Annotated in this window: 1 protein-coding gene; it reads right to left on the bottom strand. The window is 47.1% G+C overall.

What is annotated here, in order from left to right; translation table 11 throughout:
* Positions 1–48: 48 nt before the first annotated feature.
* Positions 49–1,018: MFS transporter (locus J5224_RS29880; protein WP_264628681.1), on the bottom strand; the 970-nt coding region annotated here is incomplete at its 5' end.

Genomic DNA, 1,018 nt, shown 5'->3' with positions numbered 1-1,018 from the left:
TATAACATTTCACTTTTAAGAACAAAGCGCCCATCAGGGCGCTTTGCATTAGTACGCCTGTGCTTTGCTCAGAGAAGAGGTTGTGCTGGTAAACGCTGTGACCGAGGTCAAGAAAACAGCAAGCACCAGTGCTCCGCCCATAAAGATGTAAGACGCACCGGGACCCCCGGTTAGGCCATTCAGATAGCCGACAATCCACGAACCCACAAACGAGCCAAGCGCACCGAAACTGACGATAAAGGCCATTGCGCCTGCCATCACGTTACGAGGGATCATTTCAGGAATAGCGGCAAAGAAGGGACCGTAAGGGGTATACATTGCCCCACCTGCAACCATCAGAAGCACATAAGACAGCCAGAAATTGGATGCACCAACAGTAAAGGAACCAATAAAGCAGATGGCGCCAAGACCTAAGAAGAGCAGAACAATAATCTTTCGGTTCAGAAACTTATCGGAATACCATGACGCACCCAGCATCATGGGAACGGCGAGGAGATAAGGTGCCGCTGATAACCAACCGGTGGCGACAATACCCAGTCCAGACGCAGATTTCAGAATTGAAGGCAGCCACATAATGAAGCCATACATTCCGATATTCCAGAAGAAGTGGATAAAGGAGAGTGACAACACTTTTCTGGAACGAAATGCTTCACTGTAGTTTTTAATTTCCTGGATATTGGTTTGTTCTGCTGCCAATGCAGCTTCAATATCTTTTTTCTCTTTTTCAGTCAACCATTTAGCATCAGCTGGTCTATCTACAAAAACAAACCACCAGATGGCTGCCCAAATAATTGCGGGTATGCCCTCAATGATAAACATCCCACGCCAACCAAATGCTTCAACAAGGTAGCCGGAAAGTACCGACATCCAAAGCACCGTAATCGGGTTGCCGAGAAACAGAAACGTATTCGCTTTCGATCGTTCTTTCTTTGTAAACCAGTGGCTTAAAAATACCAACATGGCTGGCATCACAACGCTTTCCGCCACGCCTAAAAGAAAGCGAATGACCGCCAACACT

The sequence above is a fragment of the Candidatus Symbiopectobacterium sp. NZEC135 genome (genome assembly GCF_025962695.1).
The sequence above is the reverse complement of the archived record's forward strand: the minus strand, read 5'-3'. Positions and strand labels throughout refer to the sequence as shown.